General features: G+C 67.2%; 18 protein-coding genes. 14 read left to right on the forward strand and 4 right to left on the reverse strand.

The window, feature by feature from the left end:
* The first annotated feature begins 162 nt into the window (after nucleotides 1-162).
* The 11 genes from A9976_RS26670 (at nucleotide 163) to A9976_RS26720 (ending at nucleotide 12,499) form a co-directional block, all read left to right on the forward strand.
* Nucleotides 163-1,413, forward strand: coding sequence for a CaiB/BaiF CoA-transferase family protein (locus tag A9976_RS26670; protein ID WP_183021491.1), 1,251 nt, complete (start codon nucleotides 163-165; stop codon nucleotides 1,411-1,413).
* A gap of 118 nt (nucleotides 1,414-1,531) precedes the next feature.
* On the forward strand, nucleotides 1,532-2,551 hold the full coding sequence (locus A9976_RS26675) for a tripartite tricarboxylate transporter substrate binding protein (RefSeq protein WP_016450303.1): 1,020 nt from the start codon (nucleotides 1,532-1,534) through the stop codon (nucleotides 2,549-2,551).
* A 214-nt stretch (nucleotides 2,552-2,765) separates the two neighbouring features.
* The gene (locus tag A9976_RS26680) at nucleotides 2,766-3,779 is read left to right on the forward strand and encodes a tripartite tricarboxylate transporter substrate binding protein (protein ID WP_183021492.1); all 1,014 of its coding nucleotides are present in this window, start codon (nucleotides 2,766-2,768) and stop codon (nucleotides 3,777-3,779) included.
* A gap of 7 nt (nucleotides 3,780-3,786) precedes the next feature.
* Nucleotides 3,787-4,761: a nitronate monooxygenase family protein gene (locus tag A9976_RS26685; protein WP_013804143.1), complete on the forward strand. Its 975-nt coding sequence runs from the start codon at nucleotides 3,787-3,789 to the stop codon at nucleotides 4,759-4,761.
* A 122-nt stretch (nucleotides 4,762-4,883) separates the two neighbouring features.
* A complete protein-coding gene (locus tag A9976_RS26690; RefSeq protein WP_012203332.1) occupies nucleotides 4,884-5,633 on the forward strand; it encodes an electron transfer flavoprotein subunit beta/FixA family protein in 750 nt (249 codons plus the stop codon).
* Between the two features lie 14 nt (nucleotides 5,634-5,647).
* Nucleotides 5,648-6,580 (forward strand): electron transfer flavoprotein subunit alpha/FixB family protein, encoded by a 933-nt coding sequence (locus A9976_RS26695; RefSeq protein WP_183021493.1) that lies wholly within the window; start codon nucleotides 5,648-5,650, stop codon nucleotides 6,578-6,580.
* Nucleotides 6,581-6,705: 125 nt separating this feature from the next.
* Nucleotides 6,706-7,692, forward strand: coding sequence for a tripartite tricarboxylate transporter substrate binding protein (locus tag A9976_RS26700; RefSeq protein WP_183021494.1), 987 nt, complete (start codon nucleotides 6,706-6,708; stop codon nucleotides 7,690-7,692).
* A gap of 86 nt (nucleotides 7,693-7,778) precedes the next feature.
* Complete coding sequence (locus tag A9976_RS26705) at nucleotides 7,779-9,323, forward strand: class I adenylate-forming enzyme family protein (protein WP_183021495.1); 1,545 nt, start codon at nucleotides 7,779-7,781, stop codon at nucleotides 9,321-9,323.
* Between the two features lie 47 nt (nucleotides 9,324-9,370).
* Nucleotides 9,371-10,141: a class II aldolase/adducin family protein gene (locus A9976_RS26710; RefSeq protein ID WP_047326158.1), complete on the forward strand. Its 771-nt coding sequence runs from the start codon at nucleotides 9,371-9,373 to the stop codon at nucleotides 10,139-10,141.
* A 185-nt stretch (nucleotides 10,142-10,326) separates the two neighbouring features.
* Nucleotides 10,327-11,256 carry a glyoxylate/hydroxypyruvate reductase A gene (locus A9976_RS26715; protein ID WP_183021496.1) on the forward strand — a complete coding sequence of 310 codons (930 nt, stop codon included), beginning with the start codon at nucleotides 10,327-10,329 and terminating at the stop codon, nucleotides 11,254-11,256.
* A gap of 241 nt (nucleotides 11,257-11,497) precedes the next feature.
* Entirely contained in the window at nucleotides 11,498-12,499 is a 1,002-nt protein-coding gene (locus A9976_RS26720; RefSeq protein ID WP_183021497.1) for a tripartite tricarboxylate transporter substrate binding protein, read from the forward strand.
* Nucleotides 12,500-12,859: 360 nt separating this feature from the next.
* Here A9976_RS26720 and A9976_RS26725 read toward each other — a convergent pair whose 3' ends face one another.
* The 3 genes from A9976_RS26725 to A9976_RS26735 are packed head-to-tail and all read right to left on the reverse strand — an operon-like array spanning nucleotide 12,860 to nucleotide 15,873.
* On the reverse strand, nucleotides 12,860-13,642 hold the full coding sequence (locus A9976_RS26725; RefSeq protein ID WP_183021498.1) for an enoyl-CoA hydratase/isomerase family protein: 783 nt from the start codon (nucleotides 13,640-13,642) through the stop codon (nucleotides 12,860-12,862).
* 13 nt (nucleotides 13,643-13,655) lie between these two features.
* A complete protein-coding gene (locus A9976_RS26730; protein WP_183021499.1) occupies nucleotides 13,656-14,849 on the reverse strand; it encodes a CaiB/BaiF CoA-transferase family protein in 1,194 nt (397 codons plus the stop codon).
* A gap of 43 nt (nucleotides 14,850-14,892) precedes the next feature.
* Entirely contained in the window at nucleotides 14,893-15,873 is a 981-nt protein-coding gene (locus A9976_RS26735) for a tripartite tricarboxylate transporter substrate binding protein (protein ID WP_183021500.1), read from the reverse strand.
* A 167-nt stretch (nucleotides 15,874-16,040) separates the two neighbouring features.
* Between A9976_RS26735 and A9976_RS26740 the strand changes: the two genes are divergently transcribed.
* From A9976_RS26740 to A9976_RS26750, 3 genes are all read left to right on the forward strand, one after another.
* On the forward strand, nucleotides 16,041-16,988 hold the full coding sequence (locus A9976_RS26740) for a LysR family transcriptional regulator (RefSeq protein WP_183021501.1): 948 nt from the start codon (nucleotides 16,041-16,043) through the stop codon (nucleotides 16,986-16,988).
* 184 nt (nucleotides 16,989-17,172) lie between these two features.
* Nucleotides 17,173-17,457, forward strand: a complete 285-nt coding sequence (locus A9976_RS26745; protein WP_183021502.1) for a CopG family ribbon-helix-helix protein — start codon at nucleotides 17,173-17,175, stop codon at nucleotides 17,455-17,457.
* Nucleotides 17,454-17,747 (forward strand): type II toxin-antitoxin system RelE/ParE family toxin, encoded by a 294-nt coding sequence (locus A9976_RS26750; RefSeq protein ID WP_183021503.1) that lies wholly within the window; start codon nucleotides 17,454-17,456, stop codon nucleotides 17,745-17,747. Before A9976_RS26745 ends, A9976_RS26750 begins: the two co-directional genes overlap by 4 nt.
* Nucleotides 17,748-17,809: 62 nt before the next feature.
* On the opposite strand, the gene A9976_RS26755 is transcribed toward A9976_RS26750, so the two are convergent.
* Complete coding sequence (locus tag A9976_RS26755) at nucleotides 17,810-18,880, reverse strand: GlxA family transcriptional regulator (protein WP_183021504.1); 1,071 nt, start codon at nucleotides 18,878-18,880, stop codon at nucleotides 17,810-17,812.
* Nucleotides 18,881-18,889: the final 9 nt, after the last annotated feature.

Genomic DNA, 18,889 nt, shown 5'->3' on the forward strand with positions numbered 1-18,889 from the left:
CTGAGCGGCTGCGCCGCTTCCCCCTCTCTCGCTACGCGGGAGGGGGACGGCGCCCTCGCTGCGGGGCGGCCCTTGCTAGGCGCCCCGGGTTTGGGCCACGCCAGTTGCAAGGGTTATGAGCCGTATGGACGTTGTTGAATAGAGGAATCTCAAGGAGACAAGATGGCAAGCAAGGAAAAATCGGGCGACATCGACTTCCCGCTGGAGGGTGTGCGCGTGCTCGACCTCTCGCGCGTGTTCGCGGGGCCGCTGTGCGGCATGGTGCTGGCCGACTTCGGCGCCGAAGTGGTCAAGGTCGAGCACCCGGGCCGCGGCGACGACACGCGCGACTGGGGCCTGCGCATCGGCAAGACCGAGACCACCTACTACAACAGCATGAACCGCAACAAGCGGTCCATCACGCTGGACCTGCAGACCCCCGAGGGCGTGAAGATCGTCCACGACCTGCTGCCCCAGTTCGACGTGGTCATCCACAACTTCAAGACCGGCGGCGCCGAGAAGCTGGGCCTGGGCTACGAGCAGCTCAAGGCCATCAAGCCCGGCATCATCTACTGCGCCGTGGCCGGCTATGACAGCAGCGGCCCCGAGGCCAGGCGCCCCGGCTACGACCTGGTCATCCAGGGCGAGGCCGGCCTCATGGCGCTCAACGGCGAGGCCGGCACGCCGCCGCTCAAGTTCGGCGTGGCCGTGGTCGACCTCATGACCGGCATGTACGCGGCCCAGGCCATCCTGGCCGCGCTGTTCCGCCGCGAGCGCACGGGCAAGGGCCGCCTCATCGAGATGGCGCTGTACGACAGCGGCATCATGATCACCGGCTACTACGGCCTGGACGCCATGCAGCTGGGCCACGACCCCGAGCGCTACGGCAATGCCCACCCTTCCATCGTTCCCTACGGCATGTACGAGGCGGCCGACGGGCCGCTGATCATTGCCGTGGGCAACAACGCCCAGTTCGACAAGTTCTGCCGCCAGGTGGTGATGCGCCCCGACATCGTCGAGGACGAGCGTTTCTCCACCAACGTCAACCGCGCCAGGAACCGCCTGGAACTGGGCCCCATGCTCAAGGAACTGATCCGCTCCTTCCCGCGCGATCTGCTGCTGGAGCGCCTGACGGCCGCCGGCATCCCCTGCGGCCGCGTGGCCGGCCTGCACGAGGCCCTGACCAGCGAGCGCACGCGCCGTGGCGGCCTGCTGCAGGACATGCCCCACCCCGTGGTCGGCACCACGCCCGTGTTCGCGCCGCCCTACCGCCTGGACGGCCAGCGCCTGCCCATCCGCCATGCACCGCCCACGCTGGGCGAGGGCACGCGCGAGGTGCTGCACCGGCTGCTGAGCATGAGCGACGAGCAGCTGCGGCAGCTGCAGTCCAAGGGCGTGCTGACCCTGCCCGAGACGCCTGCGCAACAGGGATAAGAGGACCGATCCCGCGACTGATTCCACGGGGGCCATTGATGCCCGGCTCCCGAACCGCCAGGTTTGCATGCCGCACCAAGACGGCACCCATAGACAGCAACACCCAGGAGACAAAGCCATGAGCAACCAAGTCACACGCCGCGACATTCTTCAAGGGCTGGCCGCCATCGGCGGCACCAGCCTGCTGGCCACGGGCGCCACCAGCGCCCTCGCACAGGCCGGCAAGCCGGCAGCGTGGCCCACCAAGCCCATCCGCGTGGTCGTGCCCTTCAACGCGGGCGGCGCCACCGACATCATTGCGCGCACCATCGGCGAGGCCCTGGCCAGGCGCGTGGGCCAGCCCGTGGTCATCGACAACCGCGCGGGTGCGGCCGGCATCCTGGGCACGGACGCCGTGGTCAAGGCGCCCGCCGACGGCCACACCCTGCTGGTCTCGCTCAGCACCTCCATGCTGATCAACCAGTTCCTCTACACCAAGCTGCCCTACAACCCGCAAAAGGACATCGCCCTGGTCACCCAGATCGCGGCGGCGCCCGTCACCCTGGTGGTCCATCCCTCGGTGCCGGCCAACAACATGAAGGAGCTGCTGGCCTACGTGAAGGCCAACAAGGGCAAGCTCTCGTACGGCTCCTGGGGCGTGGGCTCGTATGCCCACCTGGCCGGTGCCTACATGAGCAAGACCATGGACGCCGACATGACCCACGCCGCCTACAAGGGCGAGGCGCCCATGATCCAGGAGCTGATCGGCGGCCAGCTGCAGATGTGCTTTTCCAGCGCGCTCAACACCAAGCCCTTCATCGACTCGGGCAAGCTCAAGGCCATCGGCGTCACCGGCAAGGAGCGCATGGAAATCCTGCCCAAGCTGCCCACCATCCATGAACAGGGCGTCACCGACGACGCCTACGCCATCTACGGCTGGGTGGCCATGGGCGCGCCGGCCGGCGTGCCCAAGGAGATCGTGGACCAGCTCTACGGCCACCTGCGCGAAATCGCCAAGGACCCCAAGGTGCTGGAGCGCACCGTGGGAGCAGGCTTCATGCCGCTGATGAACAGCCCGCAGGCCTTCCGCGAGAACTACCAGCGCGACATGCCGATCTGGAAGGCGCTGGTGGAGGAAGCCGGCGCGAAGCTTGATTGAACCCCCTGAGTCGCTTCGCGCCTTCCCCCTGAAAGGGGGACGACACCCTCGGTGCGGGGCGGCCCTTCCTCGGTGTCCCTGGGGTTGGGCTGCGCCGGTTTCATGGACTGCAGGCGGCGCGAGCGCCATGGATAGCTGATATGACTGGATTTTTCCGGCCCGCGGCAGCGGGCCGCCACCGACGACTGCTGAGACAGCTTTGAGAGGAGACTTCATGTACACGCGCAATCCCGCATCCCCGGCACGCCCCACGCGGCGCAGCGTTCTGGCCCTGGCCGCAGCCCCGCTGCTGGCCGGCCTGGCCGGCGGCGCCCTGGCCGAGACCGGCTGGCCCAGCAAGATGCTGCGGCTGGTCGTGCCCTTCCCGGCGGGCGGCCCCACCGACACGGCATCGCGCATCGTGGGCCAGAAGCTGGGCGAGCGTCTCAAGCAGACCGTGGTGGTGGAAAACCGCCCCGGCGCCTCGGGCTCGATCGCGGCCGTGCAGGTCGCCAAGAGCCCGGCCGACGGCTACACGCTGATGATGCTGGCCACGCCCACGCTGCTGGCGCCGCACCTGTACAAGAAGGCCGGCTACGACACCGTCAAGGACTTCACGCCCGTGGCCACGGTCTATGACCTGCCCATCGTCATCGTGGTCAATCCCACGCTGCTGCCCGATGTCACCGACCTCAAGAGCCTGATCGCCCACGCCAAGGCGCAGAAGGTCGCGCTCAACTACACCAGCTCGGGCGCAGGCAGCTTCGGCCACCTGAGCATGGAGCTGCTCAAGCAGATGGCCGGCTTCGACATGCAGCACGTGCCCTACAAGGGCGGCGTGCCCGCCATCACCGACACCATCGGCGGCCAGGTGCCCATCATGTATGCCGACCTCGTGGCCGCGCTGCCCCACATCCAGGCCGGCAAGCTGCGCGCCATCGCCGTGGGATCGCCCCAGCGCGTGGCCATGCTGCCCGACACCAGGACCATTGCCGAGCAGGGCATCAAGGGCTACGACGCCGTCTCCTGGGGCGGCCTGCTGGCGCCCAAGGGCACGCCCAAGGCCGTGGTGGACCGCATCGCCAGCGAAGTGCAGCAGATCCTGGCCGACAAGGACATCCAGGAAAAGCTGCTCAACGCAGGCGCCATCGCCGCCTACCAGAACCCCGCCCAGCTGGGCCAGCGCATCCAGCAGGACTACACGCGCTGGGGCCAGCTGATCCGCGACAAGGGCATTGCAGTGGAGTGACATCGACATGAAGACACGCATCACCGAACTCTTTGGCATCGAGCACCCCATCATCCAGGGTGGCATGCACCATGTGGGCCTGGCCGAACTGGCCGCCGCCGTCTCCAACGCGGGCGGCCTGGGGCTGATCACGGGCCTGACCCAGCGCACGCCCGAACTGCTGGCGCGCGAGATCGCCCGCTGCCGCGAGATGACGGACAAGCCCTTCGGCGTCAACCTGACCTTCCTGCCCTCGGTCAACCCGCCCGACTACCCGGGCTACGTCAAGGCCATCATCGAAGGCGGCGTCAAGGTCGTGGAGACGGCGGGCAACAACCCGCAGAAATGGCTGCCCGCGCTCAAGGAAGCCGGCATCAAGGTCATCCACAAGTGCACCTCGGTGCGCCATGCGCTCAAGGCCGAGGCCATCGGCTGCGACGCCATCAGCGTGGACGGCTTCGAATGCGGCGGCCATCCGGGCGAGGACGACATCCCCAATTTCATCCTGCTGCCGCGCGCGGCCGAAGAACTGAAGATTCCCTTCGTCGCCTCGGGCGGCATGGCCGACGGCCGCTCGCTGGTGGCTGCGCTGGCGCTGGGCGCCGAGGGCATCAACATGGGCACGCGCTTCATTGCCACGCAGGAAGCGCCCGTGCACGACAACGTCAAGCAGGCCATCGTCGCGGCCAGCGAGCTGGACACGCGCCTTGTCATGCGCCCGCTGCGCAACACCGAGCGCGTGCTGACCAACCCGGCCACCGAGCGCCTGCTGCAAAAGGAGCGCGAGCTGGGCGCGGCCATCACCTTTGCCGACATCGCGCCCGAGGTGGCCGGCGTCTATCCGCGCATCATGCATGACGGCGACATGGACGCGGGCGTCTGGTCCTGCGGCATGGTGGCCGGCCTGATCCACGACGTGCCCACGGTCCAGCAGCTGATCTCCGGCATCATGGACCAGGCCCATGCACTGATCAACGAGCGGCTGGCCGGCCTGGCCCGCTGACCGCCCATCTTCACAGGACTTACGCAAACAGGATGCGACAACGTGCTGCGCCCCATGGCAAGCCGCTTGCCTTGTTCCTTCTTGCGTAGGTCGTACTTCAAAAACCAGGAAAGAGCTTTCTCATGAAAATCCTTGTACCCGTCAAACGTGTCGTGGACTACAACGTGAAGGTCCGCGTGAAGTCGGACGGCACGGGCGTGGACATCGCCAACGTCAAGATGAGCATGAACCCCTTTGACGAAATCGCCGTCGAAGAAGCCGTTCGCCTCAAGGAAAAGGGCGTGGCCACCGAGGTCATCGCCGTCTCCTGCGGCGTGGCCCAGTGCCAGGAAACCCTGCGCACGGCCATGGCCATCGGTGCCGACCGCGGCATCCTGGTGGAGACCACAGAGGAACTGCAGCCCCTGGCCGTGGCCAAGCTGCTCAAGGCCCTGGTGGACAAGGAACAACCCGGCCTGATCATCCTGGGCAAGCAGGCCATCGACGACGATGCCAACCAGACCGGCCAGATGCTGGCGGCCCTGGCCGACCTGCCGCAAGCCACCTTCGCCTCCAAGGTCGAGGTCGCTGGCGACAAGGTGAATGTCACGCGTGAAGTGGACGGCGGCCTGGAAACCCTGGCCCTGAGCCTGCCGGCCGTCATCACCACCGATCTGCGCCTGAACGAGCCGCGCTACGTCACGCTGCCCAACATCATGAAGGCCAAGAAAAAGCAGCTGGACACGGTCAAGCCTGAAGAGCTGGGCGTCGATGTGGCCCCGCGCCTGAAGACGCTCAAGGTGGCCGAGCCCGCCAAGCGCGGCGCTGGCGTGAAGGTGCCCGATGTGGCGACCCTGGTCAGCAAGCTCAAGAACGAAGCCAAGGTCATCTAAAGGAATTCGCAGACATGACATCCCTCGTTATTGCAGAACACGACAACGCTTCCATCAAGAGCGCCACGCTCAACACCGTCACTGCGGCCCTGGCCTGCGGCGGCGACGTGCATGTGCTGGTGGCGGGTGAGAATGCCGGCGCCGCTGCGCAGGCTGCGGCCCAGATCGCCGGCGTGTCCAAGGTCATCCACGCCGACGGTGCCAGCCTGAAGGACGGCCTGGCCGAGAACATCGCGGCGCAAGTGCTGGCGATTGCTGCCAACTACAGCCACATCCTGTTCCCCGCCACCGCCAGCGGCAAGAACGCCGCGCCGCGCGTGGCCGCCAAGCTGGACGTGGCCCAGATCAGCGACATCACCAAGGTGGACAGCGCCGACACCTTCGAGCGCCCCATCTACGCGGGCAACGCCATTGCCACGGTGCAAAGCAGCGACAAGATCAAGGTCATCACCGTGCGCGGCACGGGCTTTGATGCGGCAGCCACCACGGGCGGCAGCGCCCAGGTGGAGCAGCTGGCCGCCGCCGGCGACAACGGCAAGAGCAGCTTCGTGGGCCGCGAGGTCACCAAGAACGACCGCCCGGAACTGACGGCCGCCAAGATCATCGTCTCCGGTGGTCGCGCGCTGGGCAGCAGCGAGAAGTTCAACGAAGTCATGACCCCTCTGGCCGACAAGCTGGGCGCCGCCATCGGCGCATCGCGCGCAGCGGTGGACGCAGGCTATGCGCCCAATGACCTGCAGGTGGGCCAGACCGGCAAGATCGTCGCGCCCCAGCTGTACATTGCGGCCGGTATTTCCGGCGCCATCCAGCACTTGGCCGGCATGAAGGACTCCAAGGTGATCGTGGCGATCAACAAGGACCCCGAGGCGCCTATCTTCTCGGTGGCCGACTACGGCCTGGAGGCCGACCTGTTCCAGGCCGTGCCCGAGCTGGTGCAGTCGCTGTAAGAATGCAAGGCGCCGCACCGGGAGGCGGTGCCAACGGGCCCGGGTGAAGTATCCGGGCCCTGGCCAGAGCGGCACACAAGGCATGTGCCCCGGCCCCACCTGGTTCAGAGATGCAGGAGACAGATATGCAGATTTCCATTGGCCGCCGCAGCCTTGCGCTTGCGGCTGTTGTCTTTGTGGCCACCACGGGCGCGAGTGCACCGGCATGGGCCCAGGCCAGCGACTTTCCCACGCGCCCGATCACGCTGATCGTGCCTTTCCCCGCAGGCGGCTCCACCGACCGCCACATGCGCACCCTGGCCGACATCGCGGGCAAGCAGCTGGGCCAGACCATCATCGTGGAGAACAAGCCCGGCGCGGGCGGCACGCTGGGCCCGGGCAACATGTCCCGCACGGCCAAGCCCGATGGCTACACCATCACCCAGTTCCCCATGTCCATGCTGCGCATGGCGCACATGCAGAAGACGGCCTGGAATCCGCTCACGGACTTCACCTACATCATCGGCGTCTCGGGCTACACCTTCGGCTTCACGGTGCGCTCGGACTCGCCCTACAAGAGCTTCAACGAATACATTGCCGCCGCGCGCAAGAGCCCCGGCAAGATCGAGTACGGCTCCACCGGCATAGGCTCCTCGCCCCACCTGCTGATGGAGGAGCTGGCCGAGAACGCCAAGGTCACGCTCAACCACGTGCCCTTCAAGGGCAACGCCGACCTGCAGCAGGCCCTGCTGGGCGGCCACGTGGCCGCGCAAAGCGATGCCTCGGGCTGGGACACCTATGTGGATGGCGGCCAGATGCGCCTGCTCATGACCTTCGGCGAAAAGCGCACCCAGCGCTGGCCCGACGTGCCCACGGCCAAGGAGCTGGGCTATGGCGTGGTCTCCACCTCGCCCTACGGACTGGCCGGCCCCAAGGGCATGGACCCGGCCGTGGTGCGCAAGCTGCACGACGCCTTCAAGAAGGCCATGGATGACCCGCGCCACATCGAGGTGCTCAAGCAGCTGAACCAGGACGCCTGGTACCGCTCCGGCGCCGACTATGCGCAGTGGGTGCGCGAGGCCTATGCCAAGGACAAGGTCCTGATCGACCGCCTGGGCCTGGCCGCCAAGTAGGCCCCTCCTCCAATGCGCCCGCAGGGCCAGGGGGCTGGCGGGCGCAGTCCGCTTGAGATTCGTGAATTCGTGAAACGGAGTCCCTCATGACTGTCTCCCTGCCTTCGCCCGATGCGCCCTTCACCACGCTGGCCGAGCTGATCCGCAGCCACGCGCGCCAGCAGCCGGCCCATGCCGCCCTGCGCGACGACCAGCAGACCCTGAGCTATGCGCAGCTTGACGCCCTCATGGACCGCGTGGCTGCCGCGCTGCAGCGCGACGGCGTGCAGCCTGGCCAGGCCATCGCCATCTGCGCGTTGAACTCGGTGCGCTATGCCGCGCTGTTCCTGGGCGCCTTGCGCGCGGGCGTGGTGGTTGCGCCGCTGGCGCCGTCCTCCACGGCCGACAGCCTGGCCTCCATGCTGCGCGATGCCCAGGCGCGCCACCTGTTCCTCGACAAGGCGGCCCAGGACCTGGTGCCAGTAGACAGCGCCCTGCAATGCATCTCGCTGGACGGCGCCGCGCCCGGCCGGGCCTTTGACGACTGGCTGGCGCCCGAAGGCGCGCAGCCCGCGCCCGTGAGCGTGGAGCCGGCCGCGCCGTTCAACATCATCTATTCCTCGGGCACCACGGGGGTTCCGAAGGGCATCGTGCAGTCGCACGGCATGCGCTGGGCCCACATCAACCGGGGCAGTGTCTACGGCTACGGCCCCGAGGGCACGACGCTGCTGGCCACGCCGCTGTACTCCAACACCACGCTGGTGGTGTTCTTCCCCACGCTGGGCAGCGGCGGCTGCGTGGTGCTGATGCCCAAATTCGACGCGGCCCGCTACCTGCAGCTGGCCCAGCAGCACCGCGTCACCCACACCATGCTGGTGCCCGTGCAGTACCAGCGCATCATGGCGCTGCCGCAGTTCGGCGAGCATGACCTGTCCAGCTTCCGCGCCAAGTTCTGCACCAGCGCGCCGTTCCGGGCCGAGCTCAAGGCCGACGTGGTGGCGCGCTGGCCCGGCAGCCTGACCGAGTTCTACGGCATGACCGAAGGCGGCGGCACCTGCATCCTCGAAGCCCATCTGCACCAGGACAAGCTGCACACCGTGGGCAAGCCCGCCGAGGGCCATGACATCCGCCTCATCGACGAGGACGGCCGCGAGGTCGCCCCGGGCGAGGATGGCGAGGTCGTGGGCCATTCGGCCAGCATGATGACCGGCTACCACGGCCAGCCCGCCAAGACGCGCGAGGCCGAATGGTTCGACCCCACGGGCAAGCGCTTCATCCGCACGGGCGACGTGGGCCGCTTCGATGCCGATGGATTCCTCACCCTGTTCGACCGCCGCAAGGACATGATCATCAGCGGCGGCTTCAACATCTACCCCAGCGACCTGGAAACCCAGCTGCGCGCCCACCCGGCAGTGGACGACGTGGCCGTGGTCGGCGTGCCGTCCGAGCAATGGGGCGAGACGCCCGTGGCCTATGTGGTGTCGCGCGCGGGGCAGCCGGCCCTGCCCGAAGACATCATGGGCTGGTACAACCAGCGGGCCGGCAAGACCCAGCGCCTGGCGGACCTGCGCTTCATTGCCGAGCTGCCGCGCAGCGCCATCGGCAAGGTGCTCAAGCGCGAGCTGCGCGACCAGTACGCGACGGGGCGCTGAACCGGCGGATGCTTTCTCCAAACGATGTCCACCAAGAGGTACACCCCATGAGCAACGACACCACGATGTCCGAGGTCCGCCGCCAGGTGACGGCCGAGGAATGGCAGACCCGCATCGAGCTGGCCGCCGCCTACCGGCTGGTCGCCCACTTCGGCTGGGACGACCTGATCTTCACCCACATCTCGGCGCGCGTGCCGGGCCAGCCCGACCAGTTCCTGATCAACCCCTACGGCATGCTGTTCGACGAGATCACCGCGTCCAGCCTGGTCAAGGTGGACCACGAGGGCCGGCCGCTGATGGAGACCGAGTACGACGTCAACCCGGCCGGCTTCGTCATCCACAGCGCCATCCACGACGGCCGCCCCGAGGTGCAGTGCGTGCTGCACACGCACACGCGCTATGGCGTGGCCGTCTCGGCGCAGAAGGAGGGGCTGCTGCCCATCTCGCAGCAGTCCATCTTCCCGCTGGCGCGCCTGGCCTACCACGACTACGAAGGCGTGGCCCTGCGCGACGACGAGAAGCCGCGCCTGGTCGATGACCTGGGCGCCAGCAACTTCCTCATCCTGCGCAACCACGGCCTGCTGACCTGCGGCCGCAACGTGGCCGAGGCCGTGCTGGCCATGTACACGCTGGAGTCGGCCTGCCGCATCCAGATCCTGGCGCAGTCGGGCGGCGGCGAGCTCACGCGCATCCCGCAGGACATCATTGCCGATGCGGTCAACCAGTCGCGCCAGGTCACCAAGGGCAAGGGCGCAGGCCTGGCCTGGCCCGGCCTGCTGCGCCGTCTTGATCGAATCGATCCTTCTTACAAGCAATAGCACTCCCTGAGTCGCTGCACGCCTTCCCCCGTTGCACGGCGCCTCTCTACTCGCTGCGCGAGGGAGGGAGACGACACCCTCTCGGCGGGGCGGCGCGGCCGGCATAGGCCCTTGCTTGGTGTCCCGCGCTTGGGCTGTTGCTGTTTCGCAGGCAGCGAACAGTGCTCAGATTCATGGAGAAATCAATGGGAATTCTGGTCAACATCCATCCGAGCATGGGCGCGCCCATCGTCGATTCTCTGCGCGCGCTGGCGCCCGGCGTGCAGGTCTGGGGCCACCGTGAAGAGGCGCCGGCCGATGCGGTCGAGGCCATGCTCGCCTGGAGCCTCAAGCCGGGCGTGCTGCCGGCCTATCCGGGCCTGAAGCTGCTGTGCGCGCCCAGCGCGGGCGTGGACAAGCTGCTGGCCGTGCCTGACCTGCCGGCCGGCCTGCCCGTGGCGCGCACGGTCGATCCGCAGCAGCATGTGGAGATCGCCCAGTACGTGGTGGGCACCGCGCTGCGCCACACGCGCGAGCTGGACCTGTTCGCGCGCCAGCAGCAGGCCGGCGACTGGCTGCGCCGCCCCGTGCGCGCCAGCGCCGACTGCCGCGTGGGCATCCTGGGCCTGGGCGAGGTCGGCCGCTTCGTGGCTGGCGCCATGCAGGCCATCGGCTACCCCGTCGCAGGCTGGAGCCGCAGCGCCAAGAGCATTGCAGGCCTGGCCACGCACAGCGGTGCCGAAGGTCTGAAGCAACTGCTGTCCACCAGCGACATCCTGGTCTGCGCCTTGCCGCTCACGCCCGAGACGCGCGACCTGCTGGACCGCCGCACCCTGTCCCTGCTGCCGCGCGGCGCCTACTTCATCAACGTGGGGCGCGGCGAACAGGTGGTGGAAGACGACCTGCTGGCCCTGCTCGACGAAGACCACCTGGCCGGCGCCGCGCTGGACGTGCTGCGCGACGAACCGCCCCAGCCTGGCAACAGGGTCTGGGGCCATCCCAAGGCCTTTGTCACGCCGCACATCGCGGCCCAGGCCTCGGCCGACACCGTGGCCCGCCAGTGCCTGGAGAACCTGCGCCGCCTGCGCGCGGGCGAGCCGCTGCTCAACCTTGTGGATGTGGCGCGGGGGTATTGAGCCTTGTTTTCCATCCGACGCTGCGCTGTTGCGTGGCGTTTTTTCATCGCCGGGCCGCCCCAAGATGAAAAGCGGCCCCCTTGGGGGGCAGCGGACCTTGCGCAGCAAGGGTAGCGTGGGGGCGTTTTTTCATCGCCGGGCCGCCCCAAGATGAAAAGCGGCCCCCTTGGGGGGCAGCGGACCTTGCGCAGCAAGGGTAGCGTGGGGGCCATTTTTCAACTGAGAAGAATCCAGAGACACCATGCCTTCGACTTCCCGCCGCGGCTTTTTGCAATCGACCGCCGCCGCCGCCGCCGCTGCAGCAGCCAACACCGTGCTGGCCCCCTCGGCCTGGGCCCAGAGTCCCTGGCCTTCCAAGCCCATCCGCATCATCGTTCCGTACACGGCAGGCGGCTTCACCGACCAGATGGCGCGCCTGCTGCAGGTCGGCCTGCAAAAGGCCCTGGGCCAGCCCGTCATCGTGGAGAACAAGCCCGGCGCCAACAGCATCATCGGCGTGGACCAGGTCGCCAAGGCCGCGCCGGACGGGCACACCTTCGGCGTGGTCATCGCGGCCTATGCGGCCAACACCACGCTCTATCCCAAGCTGCCCTACAACCCGAAGAAGGACCTGGTCGGCGTCTCGCTCATGGGCGTCTCGCCCCTGGTCGCTGCCGTGGCCATGAACGCGCCCTTCAAGACCACGCCCGAGCTGATCGCCTATGCCAAGGCCAATCCCGGCAAGGTGGGCTTCGGCTCCTCGGGCAGCGGCTCCAGCGCCCACCTGACCACCGAGCTGATGAAGCTGCTCACCAAGACGGACATGGTCCACGTGCCCTACAAGGGCGCCGCGCCCGCGCTGGCCGACCTCATGGGCGGCCAGATCCCGCTGTTCCTGGACCCGCCGCCCAACCTCATCCAGCCCGCCAAGGCCGGCCGCATCCGCCTCATCGGCGTGGCCAGCGACAAGCGCCTGGCCGCGCTGCCCGACGTGCCTACCTTCGTGGAGCAGGGCTACGACGGCCTGCTGGGCAGCACCTGGGCGGCCATGATCGCGCCGGCCGGCGTGCCGCGCGAGATCGTGCAGCGCATGTCCGCCGAAGTGTCGCGCATCATCCGCAGTGCCGAGGTGTCGCAGCGGCTGGAGCAGGTGATGGGGACGTTTGCGGAGGGGTCCACGCCTGAGGAATGCGATCGGTTCATCGCTGCCGAGACGGAGAAGTGGGGGAGGGTGATTCGGGAGGCCAAGGTGACGGTGGATTAGGCTTTTCCTGTTCTCGGGGCTGTTTTCTGGGTCCCTGCCGTGCCGAATCCAGCCTCGAAAAGCAACCCCCGCAGGAAATGAAGCAGACCCTGGGGTGCTAACCCGGCCTCCCCAGCCCGGGATACATGGCCCGGTCTCCACCGACACAAGCCCTGAATCCATACGCCTCGTAAAAGCGCTGCAGCTGCGCATCGTCAATCAGGACATGGGTGGTGGCAATGTCGTCGCGCTGGGGCTGCCCGGCACGCTGCGGGAGATAGTTGTCCAGTTCCGGGTGTCCACAGGTGAAGCTGGCGCGATCATGGAGGCGGCCATCCAGAAGTAATGTGTCTAGGGGGGGCAGGGTCGGCCATGTCTGCCTCAGGGATTGCCGGAGGGCCAGGCCGGTGGGCGTTTGGCCATGAAGGCGGCCATGCCCTCGCGGGCGTCGGCGGTGGCGGCGACATTGCCGAAATGCTCAACGGCCGACGCCACGCCGCGGCGGTACTCCACGTCCAGTGCCTTGTAGAAGGCCTGGCGTCCGAGCCTCATGACCAGCGGTGACTTGGCTCCGAGCAGGCGGGCCACGGCCCGCGCGCGTTCCAGCACCAGGGCCTCGGGTGCTAGCTCGTTGACGAGGCCCAGCTGCAAGGCCTCGGCTGCGGTAAAGCTGCGGCCGGTGAACAGCAGCTCGAATGCACGGTGCTTGCCGATGATGCGCGGCAGGTGGGTGTAGTGGATGGCGGGGGTGACGCCCACATCGATCTCGGGGTAGCCGAAGGTGGCGCTATCGCTGGCAATCAGCATGTCGCACGAGACGGCCAGCGTCATGCCGCCGCCGCGCGCCGTGCCACCGACCGCCGCGATGCAGGGTTTGCCCAGCCGGGTCTGGGCATCGAAGAGGCCGGTGTACAGCTTGTCGACCAGGCAGAGCTTGTGCTCGAAGCTGGCGGCGCCCATCTCGTTCAGGTGCAGGCCGGCGCAGAACCGACCGGGGACGGCGCTGCCCAGGATGACGGCCTTGACGGTCGCATCCCGCGCGGCGCGGTCCATGTGCTGCAGCAACTGATCCATCATGGCTTCGGTGATGGCGTTCACTGGCGGGCTGTTCAGCACGATCTCGGCGACGGCGTTGTGGACGGTGTAGGTGACGGTGTGCTTCATGGCGCAGAGGTTTTCATTCGGTCGTGGCTACGATGCGGTTCGCCAGCAGCGCATCGATCTCGGTGTCGCCATAGCGCGCACCGCGCAAGATCTGCCGGGTATGCTGGCCCAGCAGCGGCGGCGCCGCTGCTGGGCCACGTGGCGCATGGTTGAAGGTGATCGGCAGATTCACGCTGGGCAGGGGCCCCAGCGTGGGGTGGACGCTTTCGCCGATCACCTGGCGTTGCTTCAGCTGGGGGTGCTCCAACGCCTGCGCCAAGGTCTGGATGGGGGAGCAGGGCACCCCGACGGCCTGCAGCCGCTGTACCCAGTGGGTGACGGATTGCCGTCCGATTTGCTGCTGTACCAAGGCCACGGTTTCGGAAAAATGGGCGACGCGCGCGGCATTGGTGGCGAAGCGGACGTCTTCCTGCCAGGGCTCCAGACCCGCCACGGGACAAAAGCGCTGCCACTGGCTGTCATTGCCCACGCCGATCATCACCGGCCCGTCACTGGCCTCGAAGACCTGGTACGGTGCCATGGCTGGATGGGCGGTGCCCATGCGCTGCGGCAGCTTGCCGCTGCACCAGTAGTTCTGTGCCAGGTAGCCCATGAAGCCCATGGCCGTGTCCAGCAACGAGACCTCCACCAGAACCCCTTGTCCGGTCCGCATGCGCTCTACTACCGCAGCCAGCACGCCGCCAAAGGCCATCATGCCGGTGCCCAGGTCCACTGGAGAGAAGGTGGCGCGCACCATGGGGCCACCAGGATCGCCCATCACCGCGACCATGCCGCAGAAGGCCTGCAGCATCACGTCGTAGCCGGACTCCTGGCCCAGCGGGCCATCGCGGCCGTAGCCTGAGATATCACAGTAGATCAGGCGCGGATTGAGCGCGTGGAGCGTGGCGTGGTCGACGCCGAGTTTCTCGGCCGTGCCGGCGCCAAAGCCCTGCAGCGCGATGTCGGCCTCGGCCACCAGGCGGTGAACAACGGCTTGGCCTTGCGGGCTCTTGAGGTCCACGGCCAGGCTTTGCTTGTTGTGATTGACCGCAAGAAACGTCGCGGACTGTCCTTCGCGCTGTGGCAGCCAATGCCGGGTATCGTCGCCTACGCCGATCGGCTCCACCTTGATGACCTCGGCACCCAGATTGCCCAGGTATTGCCCGCACAAGGGGCCTGCCAGTACCTTGCTCAGGTCTACGACCTTCATGCCTTTCAACGGCTGCATTTCATGCTCCAACAGTTTGCGTTCGATCCAGAGGCAACGAAGGTCAGATCGGGCGGATATCGATCTGTCGGCCGAGCGAGGCCCAGTGCTCCGTATCCTTGAGCACGAAGTCATGCACCTGGTCCGGCGCAATCGCCAGCCCCTCGGCGCCACGCGCGGTGAGCGAGGCCAGGTACTCGGGGCTGGTAATGCTGCGGTAGACGGCGGCGCGCAGCCTGTCCACCACCGGCATGGGGGTCTTGGCATGGATCTGCAACGACAGCCAGAACCGCAAGTTGACCGCCGGGTAGCCGGATTCCTGCAGGGTCGGGATGGCCGGCAGCTGCGGGGACCGGCCCGCCGACGTGATGGCCAGGCCTTTGAGGCGCTTGCCCTGGATGGCGCCGAGCGAGGTGGTCATGCTGTCGAACAGAAAGTCCACATTCCCCGCCATCACGTCGGCGCTGGCCGGCGCGCTGCCTTTGTAGGGCACGCCCACGGCCTCGATGCCTGCGTTTTTGAGCAACAGCGCCGCATAGATGTGCGGCGAACTGCCCGAGCCAAAGGTGGCATAGCTCAGTTGGCCGGGTTTGCGCCTGGCCAGATCGACCAGATCGGCCAACGTGTCTACCTCGAGCTTGTTCGGATGCACCACCAGAACGTTGGGCACGACGCTGACGATGCCAAGGGTCAGGAAATCTCGTGTGGGGCTGAAGCGCAGCTGCGGGGTCAGCAATGGATTGATGGCCTGCATGCCCACGGTATTGAGCAGCACGGTGCCGCCGTCGGCCGGGGCATCCGCTACCAGTTGGGTGCCGATATTGCCGCCCGCGCCAGGCTTGTTTTCCACGATCACGTTCTGGTCCAGTTCCTTGGCCAGATGGACGGCCGCGAGCCGGGCCGAGAAATCGCCCGGGCCGCCGGGGGCGAAGGGCACGACGATGCGCAGAGCTTTGTCCGTGCTGGCGTGGGCCAGCATGTGCGGACCTGTCCCCCATAGAGCCAGGCCCATGCCCGTCAACGCGGATCGGCGGTTCAGTGTCATTCTGATGTCTCCTGTCGGATCGTTGGCGAGACTCCAATGTGGTCAGAACTGATATAACCGTCAAAGATGAGATTTTGATGATGGGTATCAATATTGATTATGGCCATGCAGTGTGAGCCCATCGATGTCTGCGTGGCCGTACACCTTGGCGGCGTGGCCGCGTCCACATGTCCATAGACCTGCGAAACCTGCAATGCTTTCTGGCGGTATGCGCGGCCGGCTCGATCTCGAAGGCGGCCCAGACCGTGTACATTGCCCAGCCTGCCATGAGCATGCACATCAAAGGGCTGGAGGAGGACCTGGGACTGCAGCTGTTCGAGCGCAGCGCACAGGGCGTGAAGCCAACGGAGGCGGGGCTGCGGCTGGAGCAGCATGCGCGCGCGCTGCTGGCCCAGTTGGCCCATGCGCTGGACGATGTACGGCGCATGGAAACGGTGCCTGGCGGTCCGCTGAACGTGGGGCTGCCTCAATCGATGGCCAAGCTGCTGACGGTTCCCTTGGTGAAGGGCACGCTCGCCCGGTGGCCGCAGGTGCGGCTGCAGGTGACGGAACTGAGCACCGGCTACATCCCCCAGCAGTTGCTGCAAGGGCAGATCGACATAGGCATCACTTTCCAGAAACATGGCAGCAGCGGCGTGGTCTACGAGCTGCTGGCCGAAGAGACCCTTGTGCTGATTGCCCCGCCGGGCCAACTGGCTGCGAAGGGCAAGAAGCTTTCCCAGGTGCGCCTTGCCTCGTTGGCGCACTATCCGCTGATCCTGCCGGCACCGGAGCATGGGCTGCGCATCCTGCTGGACAAGCTGTCTTCCGTACACCGCTTGCAGTGGGTGCCGGTGGCGCAGGTGAATGCCATCCACCAAATCATCGACCTCGTGGCGGATGGCGTCGGCTGCAGCCTGTTGTCCTATGCATCGGTGTTTCAGGAGATCAGGAGCGGCAAGCTGTCAGCTGCCGAGATCACCGACCCTGCCATATCGCGCCCCGTCTACATCGCTCGCCGCTGCACCGATGGCCCCAGCATGGCGCAGTCAAGTGTATGCAATCTGCTCAGGGCCATCACGGCCGAACTGATCGGTGACGGCCGCTGGCCCGCCCGGTTGATGAAGGAGGGCTGAACGCGATCTCGTTCAGATGCGCGTGTCTTGCCCTGGGCCTGTGTCGGGCGTGGTGCACGGGTAGTTGTTCTCGCCGAACGACAGGCATCCACACCCATGCGCGCAGTGCCATGTCGATGCATTGGTGTGGCCTTGCTTCATGTGCTACCTTGTATGTGCCCTGTAACACATAGGAGGCCACACCATGAGCGAGGCAACTTTCACATTCCGGGTCGATGAGGCCTTGAAAAGCGACTTTGCGATCGCGGCCAAGGCATGCGACCGCACGGGCGCGCAGTTGCTGCGTGATTTCATGCGTTCATTCGTGCAACAGCAGGAACAGGCCGCAGCACATGACAGATGGTTGCGCGAACAGGTGCAAGCCGGCATCGACGCGGCCAACGCGGGCGAGGTGCTGTCCGCCGATGAAGTGGAAGCAGAGGCCCAGGTGTGGCGGACCGAGATGCGGCGCAGGATTGCCGCATCGTGAAGCTGGTGTGGACGCGTCCAGCAGCAGCCGACAGGCGGGAAATCCGCGCCTATGTCGCCCATGACAATCCATCCGCCGCGCTGGCCCTTGACGAGCGGTTTTCCGAGATTGCAGGGTGCCTGATCGACCATCCCCTGCTGGGTCGAGTCGGGCGCGTTGCCGGCACGCGCGAACTGGTGGTGCATCCCAACTACATCCTGGTCTATGACGTGATCGCAGACAGCGTGCGCGTGCTGCGCGTGCTGCGCGTTCTGCATGCGGCTCGCCAGTGGCCATCGCAGCAGGCATAGACGTCTCCTGACAGAGGAGATCTGGTAGGCGCAAGGCATCGACGCAATGCTGGAGTCGTTGTTCAACGTCCCTGGAGAAGGGGTGGTGAAGCCTCCGTGCCTGCAGTCATCCCGGTCATGGGTTCGACCCTCCACCGCCTCCTGGGCGCCCTCAACGCATGCCTTTCCCGATAGGCCGCAGGCGCCATACCCACATACCGCAAGAACACCCGCCGAAACGCCGAGGCATCCCCATACCCGCAAGCCAGCGCCACGGACGGCACGCTCTCCAGCGTGATCTCCAGCAGCACCCGGGCCCGCGCGCAGCGCAGGCGGTGCAGGTGGTCCAGCGGGCTGTGGCCCAGTTCCTGCTGGAAGTGGCGCAGCAGGGTGCGCGGGCTGGTGGATGCCGCGTGCGCGAGCGCCTGCAGGTCATAGGGCTGCTCCACGCGCGCCTCCAGCCAGGCGATGGCATGGGCCAGCACGCTGTTGCGCGTGGCGGGTATGCGGCGGTCCTGCAGGGCGGCGCGGGTGGCGCGTTCGCGTTGTGCATCGGGCTGCAGCACGGCGGCCAGCGCTGCGGCGAGGTCGTCGCCGAAGGCATGGCGCGTGAGCGCGATGGCCATGGGCGCCAGGGCCTCGGGGTGGGAGGCGCTGAGCCAGGGCCTGTCGTCCACGAAGGGCTGTCCCTCGGCCAGTTCGATGCCCGGGAAATCCAGGCCGAAGCCGCCCATGAAATACCAGGGCAGGGCCACGCGCCGGCGCTGGCAGCGGCCCCCGGCTGCCGCAAACCAGGCGGCGCTGTCCAGCGTGCATACGGCCAGGCCCTGGTCGAAGGCCGTGGTGATGCGCCGAACGAGGGCCGGATGCGCGGCGACGATGTCGCGGATGGAGGGAATGTCGGGGCAGTGCAGCGCGCTCACGAAGAGGGCATGCGCCGGGCCTTCGGCTGCTGCGCCTTCGTCCGCGTGCGGCATGGCGGGCAGGGTCCGGCCCTGGCCATCGACCCAGCGCCAGCCAAAGCGCGTTGCGCGCCGGCCCAGGCGCAGGCTGGCGACCAGGTTGGCGCTGCGCAGCATCTCCACCAGGTGCGCGGCATGGCCGATGGCGCTGTGCTCCAGGCAGGGCAGCTCGATGACGAAGGCACGGGGCATGGCGGTTCT

This window comes from Delftia sp. UME58 (genome assembly GCF_014170385.1).
Taxonomy (GTDB): domain Bacteria; phylum Pseudomonadota; class Gammaproteobacteria; order Burkholderiales; family Burkholderiaceae_C; genus Comamonas; species Comamonas acidovorans.